Below are 15,812 nucleotides of genomic sequence, written 5' to 3'. Positions count from 1 at the left end.
TGTTTGTAATTTCAATAAAGAAATAAATTTTTTATAAATCATTTGTTTTTGCCCTTATCCTGATTCTTGACTCCTGGTTCTCTTTTTACCCAAAAATAAAGACTGAACATGATCAATATATAGATAATGATATTAAAAATGGTATGATGATCAATTACCGGATTTGTTTTTTTACTCCAAAACAAAGCTAACAGCACAAACCTGATAATGTTTAAAAATTGGATGCCCAATAAGCCCGAGATCAGAAATAAGATTTTTGATCTGAATTGTTTAGGATATGCGATCACAAATGCCGAGAAAAAACTCATGACCCCCAGGCCCAGGCAATCATAGGCTAACCGGATAGTACCTTTACCGGCAACCAACAGATCAATATGATTGTAAATTACATCAAAACCGAGTGCGCTAAGTATGAAGGCACTGCCCGATAGTAAAAGAGTCCGTAAGCCTTGTATATAATTCAAATAAGTGGCTAAAAAAGCATTGTAATGATTTCCGTGGCTGGTCATGCCTAAAAACAAGATATTGAAGTAATAAAATAACAGGAACAGCACGATGAACTTAAAAGCGAATTTTAGGGGGGAGTTTTGGATATGGGCAGCTCGTTTTGGAGTGGCGTTGAGTATCTCATCAATTTTTACATCAACAATAAGCCTGAACCAGAAACCCTGTAAAAAATGGAATATGATACCCGTGCGCCCGTCCAATATCCCTAACTGAAATGTCATGCGGTAGCCAAAGTACAGCCAAGGCCGTAAATACCTTGGTAATTGCCACCATAGCCGCTTAAGCCAGGCAGTACGTTCATCGGGCGAACCTAATAAGCTTGGTTTTAGCGTTTGGTGCCTGAGGTTTTGCATCCGTTCCACCTCTTCCCGTGCCACCAGGTCGCTGTAACGGTTATGCTTATCTATCCAAAAACTGATGTTGTTCTCTTTTAAATTCTCCTCTAAAATGTGCCCCTGTTTCCATACGATGGTTTTACCCGGAACAATAAAGCGGTGATCCATTCCTTCATTCAGGTCAGAATGCCCGGCCTTATACCTGAACATTTTGAGCAGATAGATGGGGTAATAGCCCCCATGTTTGATCCACTGGCCCTTAAAGAAGTTTTTCCGGTTAAAGTATATGCCGTTAACGTCCCGATAATCCGCGTCATTAAAATTAAGCAGCAGTTCTTTTAACTCCGGGGTAACTATCTGGTCGGCATCAAAGCAAATAACCCAGGGAGTTTGTATATCAAAAATCTTTAATGCATGGTCCCATTGCCTGGGATGATTTTCAAACGGGTGTTGCTGTACAACTGCCCCCGCTTGCTCTGCTATTTGGATGGTTTGATCGGTACTGCCCGAATCCAGTATAAAAATGGGTGCCTTTAGCGCCGCTATCGACTCCAGCAAACGGGGCAAATGCTGCTCTTCGTTATAAGTAAGTATGATGACTGAATAAGGAACCATCAATTAAGTTTAGCTTTTATCAACATTGATTTCCATAAATAAGGCCAGCGCCCGTTACCTTTAAACGAAGTAACTGTAAAACCGGCATTTGACAATGCCTTACTTAATGTTTTTTTTGACCATAATTTAATATGCCCGCCAAGCCAAAGTGGGTCCATATGGCTGTCCCATTTGTTAAAAATGCTGAGCACCAGGTTTTTTAAATAGCCATGATAAGGGGTTGATATCACTAATTCGCCACCTTTTTTAAGTTGTTTTTTGCAAAACAGGATAAACGCTTCGGGGTTGTATAAATGTTCAATAACTTCGGTAGTGATGATAATATCGAAGGCTATATTTTGTAATTGTTCGGGTAAATTATCAGACGACAGGTCCTGAACAAAAAAGCGATCGGGATTTTTTTGTCGGGCTATGTTGATGCCTTCTTCAGACGCGTCGGTTCCGTAGGCGTTGTAGCCATGTTCAATTAAATAATTCACCAGGTAGCCATTACCGCATCCCAGATCAAGTATATAATGATGCCGCGATTTATTAAGCAAGCAGAGCAGGTCATGAAGCTGATAGCCTAAGTTGCACGTAGGTTGATCATCATGATAACCATAATCGTTATAATCAGCCATTGTTAATGATATGAGTATACATAGTTGTGTACTGGTTCAGGAGTTTGCTTTTATCAAAGTCAGACTCAATTATCGCTGGGGCGGTGGTACGGATACGGGTTAACTGAGCCTGCTGACCGCTTATTAAATTCAACTGGTTTGCTAAGGAGCGACTGTCCGGTTCGCACTGCCAACCCAATTTTTTTTGAACCACATAGGCCGATAGACCTACAAATTCGCTTAACAATACTGCTGTTCCCTGGCTTAAGCTTTCGATAACCACGTTACCAAAATTTTCATCGTAGGATGGTAACACCAGCAGATCATGCCCGTTTAAGAGCTCAAATTTGTTTTCGTTTTGGAAGCCAAGCCAGTTGACGTTTTGTTCGTGGCCATGGGTTTTTACCAGTTCCTTCAATCCATCTACATAGTTACTATCGCCGTCGCCAGCTATGGTCAATGTAAAGGGAAACGTTAAATAAGGTAACGCATTGATCAGTATATCCAAGCCTTTTTTTTCTTCGATCCGCGAAAGAAAGATTAATTTAAATACCGAGCCTCCGTTGTTACCTGCAGTGTAATTTGCCAATGGTAGTTTAACCAGGTTAGCTATATTGAAAATACTTTTAGGATGAACCAGGCTAAGCATGGCCTCTTTTTCCCTTTCGGTAGTTACATGGCAATGCGACCGTTTGAATAAAGGTTTGGTTAGCAGATGATGAATGATCTTTTTAATGCCCTTGTTTTTGTTTTGGAAAGAATAAGGACTCAGTGTACCCCGGGCCGAGATCACAACAGGTACCTTGCGCCAAACCGCTATGAGGCAGGATAAAACCGAAACCAGGTTCCACCAGGCCTGGATGTGCACCAAATCATAATTTTTAACATTTTGCCAAACCGACTTTAACAAGGTTGGTGAAAAGTGGGTATGATCCTTAGTGATCCGTTTAAAATAGATAACGGCAACACCATCAATATTGGCAGCTTCATTTGGAGTTACCGAAAGTTCTTTTGATCCGTTGGCGGTTGTGGTATATACCATGATCTCACAACCTGCATTCGCCAATTGTTCGCAGAGCATAGCTACCGACATAATGGGGCCGCCATAAATAACCGCTGGTTTGTAAGAAGCTGAGATCTGTAAAATTTTCAAACTTTTTGAAGGATATTGGTCGCCGTAAGTATTTTATGAATGACCAGCATGGTAATATAACTCCAGAACAAGCTGTTAACTAAGAATTCGAAACTAAGTCCGCGCCAAAAAAATTGAAATAATCCACTAAAGATCAGCGCTGTGCCCAGGACATAACCCCCAAAAAGTTTCTCGGCCTGCAGAGCGATCAGTTGAGCGATAGCGCCATAGGCAAATAAACACAAAAGTATACCTAGGGCTCCTCCCGAAAGATAGGCATCAACAATAAACGCGGGTTTAGCCGATACATTGGAGAAACGATTAATAACCCCGGCATTGTAAACCCGTTCCATGATCATTTCTTCGGTAATGGGTTTGGATCGCCAGAATATGCGGGGGATAATGGCTGTTCCGGATTGTTTAAGCAGCGTAAAACCGTAATAATTTACCTGCTTTGGGGTTGATTGTACAAAGTGGGTAAACATATCTATTTCGCTTAGCCGGTTCACCAAAAACGACCAATTGGAATCATCGTCCTCTACATCATTGTTTAAGGTAGCATCCAATGCCAGCTGACTGGCTTCGCTGGCATTACTGTTACCAGCCCACGCATTTTGCCTAAAAACACGATTGTAGGTCGGTAAAAAAACAAATAACAATAGCAGTAAGGGGATAAAGGTAAGAGTGACCGCTTTTTTATAACTGGGATACAGAAATATACCCAATACCATTACACTTACAATAATGGGCTCTTTAAACCCGGAGATGAGCGACTGGTAAAAATTAAAACAGTAAAAGCCAATACATACCAGCGTGTTACCTACTTTTTTGAGTGGTATAGCAAATGCCAAAGCCAAAGTACCCGCAATAAAACTAAGGGAGTTTAATTGATTATAAAATTGTGACAGCCCCGGTATTTTTAAAAACAAAATAGATACAGGAAAACTAACCATAGCAAATAACATCAGCAGACGGGTAAGTTTTTCAGTATCTACATGATAAATCTTTTTAACAGGATAATCCATAAAGATCAATATCCCCAAAACTAAAGAAGCATGCCCCAGACAGTAATAACGCTGACATTGCGCGGTGAGCAGGAGTTTTTCATGATCTACTAAAATATAGCCTTGTTTTACAAAATTCTCATAGCCCATTACATCCATGAAATAAAAAATGGAGGTGCAGGCCATGTATCCGGCAAAAATTATCTGAACCAAAAAAATAGGGCGCATTAACTGGCCCGCAATGCTCCTGTCGGCGGGTATAGGTTTCACCCAGCCGCTTAATGTAAGCCAGAAGATCAAAAACGAACCCAGCCAGGCGATAAAATAGGAGAGCACCGGGTCGCCTTTTAATAAAAAGGAGAGCCCCCAGGGTAAAAATAATATGAAAAACCGCTCCAAGGGAGCCTGATTAGTTCGCATAGTTATGCTTTACTGTATTTAAAATGGCAGCCACTTGTTTGTCAAAACTCCAATCGACTATTTTACATTGGGCATTGGCCCCTAAAGCCTTCAACCTGGATCTGTCTTTCAAAAGATCGCCAAGCTTTTCGGTAATATCTGATAAATTTTCCGAATCAAAAATATCTCCTGTAAAACCGGGTATCACCAGATCGGCCGCGCAACCCACTTTGTTGGATATCAGTACCGGTGTTCCGGCAGCCATGGCTTCATTGACTGCAAGCCCCCAGGTTTCGCCGGGACCTTTGGAGGGCAGGCAGAAAAGATCAGCGGCCTGGTATACCACCGGCATGAATGATTGATTTTGAAAATCCATAAAATGGATACGCTTATTAATGCTGGCCCTTGTTTTTAAAGGGATCTCTAAAATGCCACCTCCTACCAGTAATAAATGAACAGCCGGTTTATTTAAGGCCAAAAAAGCGTCGATCAATAATTGCGGTGATTTTTTGTCCTCGAATTTACCCGCGAAAAGTACCAGTGTATCATTATCGGTAATGCCCAGGCTTTGCCGTAATTTTAGAGCTTCCTCATATCTGTCGGCGCTAAATCTCTCATTATCTATAGCGTGCGGGGCAAAAGTTAGCTGCTTGTCCTTAAGCCCATATTTTTTAAAATAGGTTTTATTATTGGTGCCCACGTAAAAAGCATGATCAATATGCCGGTAAACCCATTTTAAGAAAACAGATCTTAAAAACGCGCGGATACCAGGTTTTACATCGATCAGGGTAGAGTCGCCTCTGAAATATATAGGTAGTTTATGATGATAATGGCGAATAGCTTTTAAGTGACTGTGATAGGCCCAGCCAAATACCAATAAAGCGTTTGGCTGCCATTGGTTCATCTGATCGATCAATCCCGGGTTAATAATCCCATTGCGGTGGTGTGAGCCTGGATCTGATGCCGTGTTGCTTACCCATTCAAAATCATAGTCCTGTAATAAGGGGATATCCCAGTCGACTTTTTGCCCGAAACCGGGATCGAACTTTTCTATAGCTTTTTCGCCCCAGGTATAAAATACCCTGATCTCCATGTCCGGGCTTTCAGCCAGCAGTTTAAAAACAGGGGCGTAATATTGTACCGGATGGGTGGCTATAATGGCTAAGCGCATAAGTGCCAATTAAGAGTCAAGATATCAGAATCAGGAATCAAGAGAAAAAAATAAAGAAACGTTCACCCCATGAGTAAACAAGGTGTCATGCTGAGCTCCGTCGAAGCATGGTGGGCAGGCCTCTACGCTCGACCCTTCGACGGAGCTCAGGGTGACAGCCCCTTTTTTGAATATTACCTGTTTGTTATGTCTACTCATGGGCTATTATTCTAAAGAGGCCGCCATTTTGTTAAAAGTGGGTTTACATGGTTTACACTTTTTATGGTTAGCATTGACTTATTTAATTGAAAATCAATAGATTGAATGTTAATCATCGTCATTATGTGTAAACCATAATATACATGGTTTACATTTGGTTATCTGGTTGAAAATTATGTAGTTATATGTTTTGCCATTAATCAGCTTAGTACAAGGTATATTATCCTTTTTCCTGACTCTCAACTCTTGATTCTTGACTCCAGGTTTAAAACCTGGTTAAAAAGCAGGCACTGGTTCACCGTCATTTGTTGTGCCGAATATTTGTTGATCGCTTCCTGGTCATATACCGGTTCGGAATCACCGTTATTCAGTTCTGAAAAGAAATCATTGATATTGGTTTCCCTTACATTTTCATAATCATAAACGTGTCTTACGCCATACTCCCGGAGTATTGGTATCGCCGAACTTTTACCATTAAAAATAGCCAGCAATGGTTTTTGAGTAAGCAGGTACGGGTAAATTTTTGAGGCCGTATATTGCGGATCGTCTGATCCCGGAATAAAAAGAGCGCTGGCCTGTAGCAAGGTGAGCAGGGTATGATAATAACTGATGCGATCGGTTATTTCAACAACATGATCTGCTATCCCGTACTGTTGGGCAAGGGGCAGTATCGTTGGCTTACCCTGACCAGCCGGGGCATAACTGGTACCGATAAAATAAAACTTCAAGCGCCTGTAAAATGCATTTTCCTTATCCGACAGGCCTTTTTTAAATGCTTCAAATACGGGAGTTATGGCTTGGTGCATATCGACACCACCGCGACCGGTATAAACAATATTGATAAACCGGGGATCTAATAAGCTCACAAATTTTGTTTGGTTTTCACGGGCGATGGACAGATCCGGTTCAAACGCGCCAAAAGTGATCACCGCCGATGGTCTATTTTTTATCGAGGGGTACCTGTTTTTTAGGTCATCGATATAAGCTTCAGAAACACTGATCAGCCCATCTGCATTTTTTATGGCGATGGGTTCCAGGTATTTATTTAAACGGTACGAAAACCAGTATTTTGGGGGTTGCTGCGCCCTGGGTTTGTTTTGGTAATAATCAGAATGCCAGGGATCCTGCATGTCTATAACATAGGGAACCCCAAACTTCTTTTTCCAATAAGCGCCTAAAATACAAACCGGGAATTGCGTGGTTGAAAAATAGATCAGGTCGAATTTACCATTCTTTAAAAGGCGGTTCACTTGATGCCGATAAAACCAAGACGACCGTAAAGCAATACTCCCCAGGCCCAGTTTGGATGTCCACCGTTTATTCAGCGCTTTAACTTTGTGAATCTTGATATCGTTGGGGATACTTTCCAGTAACAGGGGATCGATCTGAATATCCGTATAATTTTCATCTACCATCACTACTTCCACATTCCAGCCATTGCTGGCGAAATAAGGTAAACTCATGCGTACCCGTTGCATATCGGCCGCGTTTCCCGGCGGGAAGTAGGGTGATATGATGAGGAGGTTTTTCAATTTGATAGTGGGACTTTAGAATCAAGAAAGCTTCTATAATTAATCAACTTTTTTTCCTGTCTTGATTCTTGATTCTAACTTCTTGACTCTCTATTATGCGCTGGAATATCTGGCTTTCATTTTCCCAGTTCAGTTCCGTTTGTCCCAATTGATAGTTCATTTGCTTTGTTTGTGTTAAGCTTTCCGGGTTTTCGATATATCCCATTATACAATTGGCCAGGGAGCTGATATCATCTTTTTGATACAGACTCCCGGTGGCAGGATATTGCTCCATAAAAAGGCGCTGGGCCTGGGTATCGCTGGCGATAATGGCGAGGCCGGCCTGTATATAAGTGAAAATTTTATTGGTGAGGCAAATATCCCTATTCAGGTTCGGCGCTGTTTCTGTGGCCATGCCGATATCAAACCAGGCCGCGAATTTGAACAGCTCATCCGGGGCAATGGGTTTGTGAAAATGAATTTGACCGGGTGCAAGACGATTGTATTTTGCCAGCTCTACGATGGCCAGCTCATCCTGGGCAGAACAATTTCCCAGCAAGTGCAACTCTGTTGGTTTGGCAATAAGCGCCATCGCTCCAATGATGTTTTCGATCCCCCGTTCGGCCCCAATGGTTTGCGAAAACCAGAAAAGTTTTAAGGGCCGTGCCGCATCGGTATTTGTGATGGTCGGGAGATCTGTTTTTGGAAAAACGTTATTGATCAGTACAGGATTCAGGTAGGGATAAACCTGTTTGTAATTTTGAGCAATCAGTGGACTTGCCGCCGTAAAATAATCTGTTTGAGGGAAGTATTTTTCTTCCATAAATCTATTCAGCAGATAGCCTTTTTCGGTCTTGGTCTTGAACTGTCCCGAATGCATATCTTCGGCATCATATCCTACTTTGGCGCCGTTGAATTTTGCTGCCAGAACCGCTGCCGATAAAGCCCCCAAATTATGAGCGATATACAGATCGGTTTTTATGGATCTGGCGATAGACAAAGCCTCTGCATGCGTGCGGGATATGGCATTTTCCGGAACGCCAAAAGCTTTGGTATAATTAAAAAGATGCAGAGCTGTTTTTTGCCGCAAACGTGTTTTATAATAGTTTAGTTTCTCATTCACTGGGTTGCCGCCACAGTAAATGTATACACTTGGGTTTCTATTGATGATCTCCTGATCAAACTCCTGCGCCCAGCCTTGATAAAAGCAGTAAATCACCTTAACCCGGTACCCCAGTTTAATTAAGGTTTCGGCTTCCTTAACCAGCCTTGGATTGGTGCTTGGTTGTCCGGTGGTAATGAAGGTGATGTTTTTCACGTTGTGCTAAGAGTCAAGAACCAAGAGTCAAGAATCAAGACGGAAGTAAATTCAATAAGCATTGTTTTTTCCTGACTCTTGATTCTTGGCTCTTGACTCTATTTTTTTATACAATTGTTCATACTGTTTAGCCATTACAATGGAGCTGAATTTTTCCTCAGCCGCCTCACGGCATTTCGATCTGCTTAGAGCATGTATATTATTCACCGCTTCCACCATTTCGTTGATGTTACTGCATACAAAACCGGTTGATCCGTTGGTTACCACTTCGGGTACCGCGCCCCTGTTAAATCCAATTACTGGTGTACCGCAGGCCAGGGCCTCGGCCATTACAATACCAAAGGGTTCGTCCCAGGTTACCGGCATCAACAAGGCGCTGGCGTTGCGTAATAACTCGTTTTTTTGACTATTATTAACCGGCCCGATGTATTTGATCTGGTCCTGCTCAATAAAAGGCTTCACCTGCTCGTTAAAGTACTGCTGATGGATTTGCTCATTGGGTACATTACCCGCAATGATGAGTTTTTTATTTGTTTTAAGCGCTATTTCAATAGCTATAGCGGTTCCTTTTTCCTGCTGGATCCTTCCTAAAAATACCAGTGGCGCGTCTGCATCAACTTCGGCGTTAAAATGATAGTCATCCATATCCACGCTGTTGTAAATAGTAGTAACATGACCGATATGATTGATCTGCCCGGCAATAAAATTGCTGCAAGCCGTAAAATAAAGCGAATTTTTGGCAGCAATTTTTACCGCTTTTTTTACCTGTAATATAGTAGGCGGTAATTGGTACGAAACTACTTTAGGCTGTTTAAAAGGCATGAGCGATGCTATATTACTCATCCGGCCAAAGGTGTGTACCACATCAAAATTTTTAAAAAGGAGTGAAGAAGTTAGCAGGTTGATCTTTACAAAATCCTTTAATCCATAATTTTCAGATTCGCGGTAGCCTATGAGCTTGCAACCTGGTTGCGAAGCGGGATTGGCATACAGCCTTACATCATGACCCATTTTTATCAACTCGCGGATCAGTACATACACCACGCGTTCTATACCGCCATATTGTTCGGGCGGTACAGGTATTAAAGGATTTACAATAAGGGCTATCTTCAATGTACGTTTTGTTTTGACTCCTGGAATCGTAACCGGGTATGTTTTAGTAAAAAACTGTAGGTTGTTTTTTGTTGCGATGCCAGGTAGGTTTTAATATAGTTTAGTTTATGCCCGTTTCTGATGAGCCATTTGCCAATCACCATCCAATCGGATAAGTTGAAGTACTTATACAGCGAGCCCTTTTTCAGCAGAAAAAGATCGGCCAAAAAGAAATTGGCAATAGGGCTGGGTTTTAACCGGCGATGATAGGCCAGTGCTTCCTGTATGATTTCAGTTTGATTATCGGATGCTTCTATATAACTGGCCAGCAGCATTACTTGCGAGGCAATCCAGGGATAAGGATCGGCAGAACGGTTGGTGCTTATGGTGATGGCGAAATTAGCCAGTGGCTTGTGATTTAAAATGATGGGATGTTCAAAGCTTCGCTCGCGAACCAGTTCAATAGCATTTAACAGGGTTTCATGAGGTGCTATATAATGATGGGCAATTTTTCCTCTGTACAACATGGCCCCGGTTGAATGAAGGGCGCCAATAACTTGTTGTTGTACCGGCCACGAAAAGGTTGTTGTTTGCGCACCAGCGGGCCAAATAGGGTTACCTGTATTTAGCCATTCATTACCGGGTTTTTCCTGCCACAAGTTCATGTTGCTCCAGGCGATATTAACAGTTGGATTATTTTCCATCAGCGCAATCATTTCTTCCAGGAAAGTAGACTCCCACCAATTGTCATCTTCCAGGATACTGGCATAATCTTCGGTACAGCCCGCAAAAGCAAGGTTAAAACTGGCAACAGCACCCATATTAACCGCATGGCTTTTCATGATAAACCGGGGGTCATTTAATGATTGGATGTAAGCTGCCGGAAATGGATCATCCGGGCAATCATTGTGTACTTCGCAAACCCAGTTTTGAAAAGTTTGATTGATAAGACTTTCAACAGCCCTGGGCAGCAGGTGGTTCCTTTTATAAGTAAATAAATAGACCCTGCAACTAAGCACGTTTTTTAAATATAAATTTGAGATACTGGGTAGCTTTCCATCCTAATACCGACGCCAATATTTTTGTATAGCCACCTGCCGGGAAAGCAATGGATGAACCACCCAACTCCTTTACTTTTAATTCTGCTTTTTGAACAATGACTGGATGTTGAGGGTAAAAAGTATAAACCAATCGTTGAAAACAATCGGCAGCTATTTTTTTTACCCTGTCGCTGGCTTCATAGTTTAAAAGATGCTGCGTGCCCAGGTCTACTGAGTTATAGGCTGATTCAGCACCTCTTGCTGAAGTGGTGGCAGACAGGGATTGGGCTAGTCCACTGCGGTAATATAAAATAGCATCGTTTGTAAACCGGAGCTCATGGGCGCATAACAATACCCGGATAAAAAATTCAAAATCATTGATCAGCGAAAGCGTTTCGTTCCATAAGCCGGAAGCTTCTAATAGCTTACGGGGGATAAGCCACAGGGCACATTGCAGCATCACCTGTTTACCGATCATAGAGGCGATGAGCCATTCGGCAGGTTTCATGGAGGTTTTTAAAAAGTCATCATCCAGCTGAAAGCTTGCTAAGGAGTTGTTATAAAACCTTCCCCAGGCCGCAAAAGCAATTACACCATCATCACCATTGATCGCCGATACCTGGTTTTGAATATAGTTGGGGGATAACAGATCATCAGCATCCATAAACTTGATCAGCTCACCATTTGATAGTTGGAATGCCCAATTGGCCGCTGCGCATTGCCCTTTATTTTCCTGGTGAAATACTTTGATCCGGGTATCTGTTAATTGGTTAAGGATAGCCGCTGTATCATCTGTTGACCCATCATTCACAATAATGAGCTCCCAGTTGGTATACGATTGACCGGAAATTGATTTTACCGTATCAGCAATGTATTCACCTGCATTGTAAGCCGGCATGCAAACAGAAACTAAGGGCGTATTTTTTTCCATTCAGAAGTAAAGTACGGTAGTTTGGCTTTGTATATATAATGACGTACAATTTGTGAATCATTCAGTTCAATTTTACTGTCGTAAAATATAGGGTATCGGTGTTTATCCAATGGCGTAGCATTTTGATTACATAACAAATAGCTCAGTAAGGTTTGTTCGGCCCGGCCCGGTCCTCTATGATGATAATGGTCCAGTAAAGTTTTTGCTTTTTCTTCCAGGTCGGTGTAATCTATATCGCCGTTATAGGCAATGATACCTCCGTTTACATGGCTTATGCAATTGATGCCATGTTTGTCTTTTAAGTTTTTGTCATCATCAACAAAATAGGAATTATCCAAAAGCTCTTCCATATAAATGGCTGCTTTGTTTTGATATGCGTCTATAATCTGTTGCGGGCGATCAAAAAAAAGCATATCACTATCCAAATGTATGGCCCATGTTGGGGTAACATGAATATCTATTAGCCGCTTGTAAACTGGGTGCCATTTTCTCAAATAATGCAAGGTAGGAAATTGAGCAGCCGGAAGAAATTGATCAAGATGCTCATCAATAGTTTTTTCTGCAACAATGTTGACGCCGGGAATAGCTCGTGCAATAAAAGCTTCCTGTGTTGGACTTAATGTTCCGTCGGAATATATGTTTATTTTAACAGCTCCATGTAAAATTTTGGCAAGCGATTGGGCGCAAAAAATGGTTTGATGCCAGTATTTGTTGCCAGTTAAATAGCACACCTCTAATATATAATCATCAGTTAAGGCGATAGAGGTAATGTTCATGGCTGCTTTTTTCATTTGCTGCTCGCCTTTGTGCAACTTATACCAACCCATTATGCCAAAATGAGTAATATGGTACCTGATAGGTAACGTTGGTTTAAAAAATACTTTGTAGACTAGTTTTCCGATACCCATTTAATAATTGATTAGTTTTTTCCAGGCCTGTGTGTAATAATATTTTTTGGAAAGGTCCACGTAATGGTGAAGAACAGGTGGTTTAGCATCGCCCAGGGAGGGGTTTACTTTATATTGATCCTTATCCAAAATAGTTGATTGTTGCTCACCGATAAGCATGGCTGTTAAGGCTTGTTCCAGGTAATAACAGGCGCCCTCTTTTTCTTCCAAAACATGCACCCAATTATCCAGTGCCGACCAATTGATTTCGGTACTGTTTAAGCCGATAGCTCCCACATTAAGCAGGGAGGGAATAGGGTGACCGCTCAGTTTTTCCATAAGCTGTTTGGAATAACCATAGCTTTCTACACAATCTACCATATGTATAGGCTGCTCCGGTTTTTTTAGCCATTGAATGATCTCCTGAGGTGTATCCCAAAACAACATATCAGAATCCAATACCAGTTTCCAATCAGAGCCGGTAAGGGTATGGATATCCGTTAGCTTTTTTAAATGGGGATATACTTTTCGCTTTTGATATAGATGGGGGTACTGTTGCGGTGGTAAAAGTTGCTGCAAATTTTTATCTACTTCATCCTGCATAACAATGGTACAACCCGGAAGTTGTTTTTGAATTTGGGCAACAAGTGTACTATCAAAGCTGCCGTCATCAACCAGTATAAACTGAAACTCTTCGTTGCTGAATTTTACCAATGATCGGATACAAAATAAAGTTTGATAGAGGTAGTTTTTACCAGTTAAAAAATAAACGGGCAGACCGTGAGCGTAGCAATGAACGGGTGGCAACTGTGAAGATGCCTCCATCATTTGCCGGCTGCCACGCATCATGGCACGATAGCTAAAATATCCCCCGAAGCGCCTATACCTTTTTAGTTGGGATAAAGGATGCCGGTAGAGTACATTAATAATTTGCTGTAACATTATGGTTTTACCCTTCCTTCCAGCATGCCGCAGGCTCCCTGCCATTTAATAAAATGAACCTCGTTTTTCCAGGCCTTATAAGTGAGGTACGCTTTTATTTTCCGGAGTAACAGCGTTTGTTTACTGATAGTTTTCCATGGGTTGATGTGGTGTTTGTCCAGCAATTGTACCCAGGATCTGTTGGTATCCCGGAGCAACCTGGCCAGGTATTTTATCTGCATCCTTTCTTTTGGAATAATATGCTGAAGAACCAGTTCGGGAAAATATCCGATCTCCCAACCCGATTTTAAAATCTGGATATTGATCTCATTGTCTCCTCCTGATGTTAGGGAGGTATCGGTCCGGTCGGTTATAATACTTTTATCAGTAGTCACGGCATCGATGTATGATTGCAGCGCAAGCTTTCTGATGGCCATACCAGCGCCGATAGGAGCGACATTAGGATAACTGCTTTCCCATTTTTTAATGATGGTATCATTGCCCAGATCTCGCAGTGCCAGGTTGCCGTAAAACTCGGTTAACCAGGCTGGTGTCTCGCATTCAAATTCCGGCAGCGATTTACCCCCTGCCGAACCTATTTGGGGATGATCTTTAAATATATTTAAGGTTGTTTCCAGATAATCGCTTTGAAGGATATTGTCATCATCAACCATAATAATGATCGCTCCTTTAGCCTCGTCAAATCCTTTAAGCCGGGCATAAGTAAGGCCTTGCCGCTGTTCTTTGACAATACTGGAATTTGGAAAAGAACTGAGATCAAGATGAGTATCAAATTCGTTGGAAGAATTATTATCTACAATGATGAGTTCCCATGACAAAGCATCCAATGATTGCTTTCGCAAGGATGAAAGCGTTTGATCAAGCCTTTTTAAATGGGGATTATAAGTACAAATAATAACCGAGATTTCCATCAAATTAATTTGTTGATCACCTCCTGGTAATAGGCTATTGAATTAGAGGCCAGTTCTTCATCTGAGAATTTATCCTCAACCGTTTTTCGGGCATTTGTGCCCAATTCTTTTCTCAGCTCATGATTTTCTACGAGACTGGACAGTTGATGAACAAGGCTTTGTACATTCTCCGGTTCGGCTAATAAACCATTGTAGTTATCTTTGATAATATCCATTGCCCCACCCGCTTTTAAGCCGATAACAGGTTTTCCATAACTCATGGCCTCAATATATATCAGCCCGAACGACTCGTATCGCGAGGGGGCTACAAAAATATCACAACCGGCATAAGCCCTTTTTATATCCTCAGAACTCGTTAAACCATAAAACATAATTTTATCTAAATAACCAGGGTATTGATTACGAAAAGTGTTTTCGTAAAAATTATCCTTATCGGTACCGATCAGTTTAAAAACTACCTTTTTATATTTTTCCAATACATAAGGTATTGCTGCTAATAATAAATCGATGCCTTTTCTGTATTCAAAACGACCCACAAACAATATTTCAATTTGATCGCTATTTTTAGTTGGAGCCGGCGACAAAACAGGTAGCGGAATGCCATGTGGAATGATATGGAAGCTAGCGGTACTAATACCATACAACCTTTCCATTTCAGCCGCGTGATGATGGGTATGGGTAACCAGATATTTACTTTTTTTTAGCATCGCTATTTCCATTCGCCCCAGCTTTTTTTGAAGGCGCGACTTAAACGGATAGTACTCCTCCATTATTTGCAAGAACGTTGTGCTCACCCGTACAACAACAGGTACTTGAGGTTTTTTTGTTAACAGATTAAAATAGCACAGCGAATAATAATTGGTTGTTTCAATAATATCAAGCTGATATTCTTTGATGATGCTGTTCAGGTTTTTAAAGGTGGTCAGCATGCACCGTAGCTTGAGTAGAAAATCGAGCACGGCCCATTTGTTTTTGAAAAGTTTATGGAAATAAGCCGGTAATGTTATAGGATAAGTTAATACTGTTATTAAAGGGGTAACCTGTTGACTTCGGATGTTATCGTTATCTCCATAAGAAGGCCTTACATGCAAAACAACCACACGATGACCCTGCTGCGCCAGGGTATTAGCCAGAATGGAAAAATGATTAGCTATACCACTGTTATAAGTTTGTTTATCCGGGTAATAAGGTGTAACTAAACCAATGGTCATCCCAAGTAA

At 41.5% G+C, this 15,812-nt stretch carries 14 protein-coding genes; all 14 read right to left on the bottom strand.

Going from position 1 to position 15,812, the window contains the following annotated elements; genetic code table 11:
• Positions 1–38 precede the first annotated feature (38 nt).
• Positions 39–1,457, bottom strand: a complete 1,419-nt coding sequence (gene xrtY / locus BLR84_RS30155; protein WP_255367052.1) for an exosortase Y — start codon at positions 1,455–1,457, stop codon at positions 39–41.
• Positions 1,457–2,077 carry a class I SAM-dependent methyltransferase gene (locus tag BLR84_RS26360; RefSeq protein WP_090473253.1) on the bottom strand — a complete coding sequence of 207 codons (621 nt, stop codon included), beginning with the start codon at positions 2,075–2,077 and terminating at the stop codon, positions 1,457–1,459. The genes xrtY and BLR84_RS26360 overlap by 1 nt, the downstream gene beginning before the upstream one ends.
• Positions 2,070–3,209, bottom strand: a complete 1,140-nt coding sequence (locus BLR84_RS26355) for an XrtY-associated glycosyltransferase XYAG1 (protein ID WP_090473252.1) — start codon at positions 3,207–3,209, stop codon at positions 2,070–2,072. The genes BLR84_RS26360 and BLR84_RS26355 overlap by 8 nt, the downstream gene beginning before the upstream one ends.
• A complete protein-coding gene (locus BLR84_RS26350; protein WP_090473251.1) occupies positions 3,206–4,612 on the bottom strand; it encodes an exosortase Y-associated Wzy-like protein in 1,407 nt (468 codons plus the stop codon). Before BLR84_RS26350 ends, BLR84_RS26355 begins: the two co-directional genes overlap by 4 nt.
• A complete protein-coding gene (locus BLR84_RS26345; protein ID WP_255367051.1) occupies positions 4,602–5,762 on the bottom strand; it encodes a glycosyltransferase family 4 protein in 1,161 nt (386 codons plus the stop codon). The genes BLR84_RS26350 and BLR84_RS26345 overlap by 11 nt, the downstream gene beginning before the upstream one ends.
• A gap of 437 nt (positions 5,763–6,199) precedes the next feature.
• Entirely contained in the window at positions 6,200–7,492 is a 1,293-nt protein-coding gene (locus BLR84_RS26340; protein ID WP_255367050.1) for a glycosyltransferase, read from the bottom strand.
• A gap of 43 nt (positions 7,493–7,535) precedes the next feature.
• Positions 7,536–8,789 (bottom strand): glycosyltransferase family protein, encoded by a 1,254-nt coding sequence (locus BLR84_RS26335; RefSeq protein WP_090473250.1) that lies wholly within the window; start codon positions 8,787–8,789, stop codon positions 7,536–7,538.
• 51 nt (positions 8,790–8,840) lie between these two features.
• Entirely contained in the window at positions 8,841–9,902 is a 1,062-nt protein-coding gene (locus BLR84_RS26330) for a glycosyltransferase family 4 protein (protein ID WP_090473249.1), read from the bottom strand.
• Entirely contained in the window at positions 9,899–10,900 is a 1,002-nt protein-coding gene (locus BLR84_RS26325; protein ID WP_176852161.1) for a glycosyltransferase family 2 protein, read from the bottom strand. Before BLR84_RS26325 ends, BLR84_RS26330 begins: the two co-directional genes overlap by 4 nt.
• On the bottom strand, positions 10,893–11,852 hold the full coding sequence (locus BLR84_RS26320; protein ID WP_090473247.1) for a glycosyltransferase family 2 protein: 960 nt from the start codon (positions 11,850–11,852) through the stop codon (positions 10,893–10,895). Before BLR84_RS26320 ends, BLR84_RS26325 begins: the two co-directional genes overlap by 8 nt.
• Positions 11,831–12,760, bottom strand: coding sequence for a hypothetical protein (locus BLR84_RS26315; protein ID WP_090473246.1), 930 nt, complete (start codon positions 12,758–12,760; stop codon positions 11,831–11,833). The genes BLR84_RS26320 and BLR84_RS26315 overlap by 22 nt, the downstream gene beginning before the upstream one ends.
• A complete protein-coding gene (locus tag BLR84_RS26310; RefSeq protein ID WP_143014003.1) occupies positions 12,761–13,681 on the bottom strand; it encodes a glycosyltransferase family protein in 921 nt (306 codons plus the stop codon). It lies immediately after the preceding gene.
• Positions 13,681–14,592, bottom strand: a complete 912-nt coding sequence (locus BLR84_RS26305) for a glycosyltransferase (RefSeq protein ID WP_090473244.1) — start codon at positions 14,590–14,592, stop codon at positions 13,681–13,683. Before BLR84_RS26305 ends, BLR84_RS26310 begins: the two co-directional genes overlap by 1 nt.
• The gene (locus BLR84_RS26300; RefSeq protein ID WP_090473243.1) at positions 14,592–15,803 is read right to left on the bottom strand and encodes a glycosyltransferase family 4 protein; all 1,212 of its coding nucleotides are present in this window, start codon (positions 15,801–15,803) and stop codon (positions 14,592–14,594) included. Before BLR84_RS26300 ends, BLR84_RS26305 begins: the two co-directional genes overlap by 1 nt.
• Positions 15,804–15,812 lie beyond the last annotated feature (9 nt).

Origin of the sequence: Mucilaginibacter sp. OK268 (genome assembly GCF_900103125.1) — a bacterium.
Lineage (GTDB): Bacteria > Bacteroidota > Bacteroidia > Sphingobacteriales > Sphingobacteriaceae > Mucilaginibacter.
Note: the sequence above shows the minus strand (reverse complement) of the source record. Positions and strands in the feature narration are given on the sequence as shown.